Source organism: Mycobacterium sp. E2327, assembly GCF_001672675.1.
Classification (GTDB): Bacteria; Actinomycetota; Actinomycetes; order Mycobacteriales; family Mycobacteriaceae; genus Mycobacterium.
Map to the genome: position 1 here is coordinate 1 of NZ_LZKE01000165.1, position 712 is coordinate 712.

At 69.9% G+C, this 712-nt stretch carries 1 protein-coding gene and 1 pseudogene; one reads left to right on the forward strand and one right to left on the reverse strand.

What is annotated here, in order from left to right:
- Positions 1-566, reverse strand: a 566-nt coding sequence (locus tag A5712_RS19520) for a TetR/AcrR family transcriptional regulator (protein ID WP_068108314.1), incomplete at its 3' end; no start/stop codon positions are given.
- A 60-nt stretch (positions 567-626) separates the two neighbouring features.
- Here A5712_RS19520 and A5712_RS32070 point away from each other — a divergent pair.
- Positions 627-712: pseudogene (locus tag A5712_RS32070) on the forward strand (TetR/AcrR family transcriptional regulator); the annotation flags it as partial.

A 712-nucleotide genomic window follows, 5' to 3' on the forward strand; every position in this document is an offset into this window, starting at 1 on the left:
CCCCTGACCAGCCGCTTGGCCGCGCCCAGCGCCGCGTGGTAGTCCTCGGGCGGCAGCGTGGCCGCCAGCTCGGTCAGCCCGTAGATCAACGAATAGATCGCTTCGACCGGACCCGATCTGGCGGCTCGTCCGACGATGCCCTCGATGATCTCGCGGAACGCCTGGAAGCCGGCGCCGTGCGCCCCGGGGTCGACGGCGCCCTCGGCGCGGATCGCCCACTCGAAGGCCGCCAGGTCGGGGTACTCGCGCATCAACCGGCCCGATTCGTCGAGCACCGCTTCGATCCGGTCGACGACGTCGCCGGGGCTCCCGGCCGCCTCGCGCAGCCGGGGCAACGCGACCTCGGTCCTTGCGGCGACGGCGGCCTTGATCAACTCGGACTTGTTCGGGAAGTAGTTGTACAGGCTCGCGCTGGTGACGTCGGCCGTGCGGGCGATCTCCCGAATTGTCGCCTGGGAGTAGCCCACCTCCCCCACGCAGCGCATCGCCGCGGTGATTATTCGAGCGCGGGTCCGCTCGCCGCTGGCGCCTACCGGGCGCCCCAACTGCGACCGCGCGGCGTTCATGCGGGCGCACCTCCGAGCAGGAACCGGATATTAATTGATCGTTCGATTATATTCGACGGCATGCTAGGTCGCCCGGTCGGCGCCAGCGGCGAGGAGACTCGCCAGCGGATAATCGTCGCCACCATGCGGTGCGTGGCCGGCGTCGG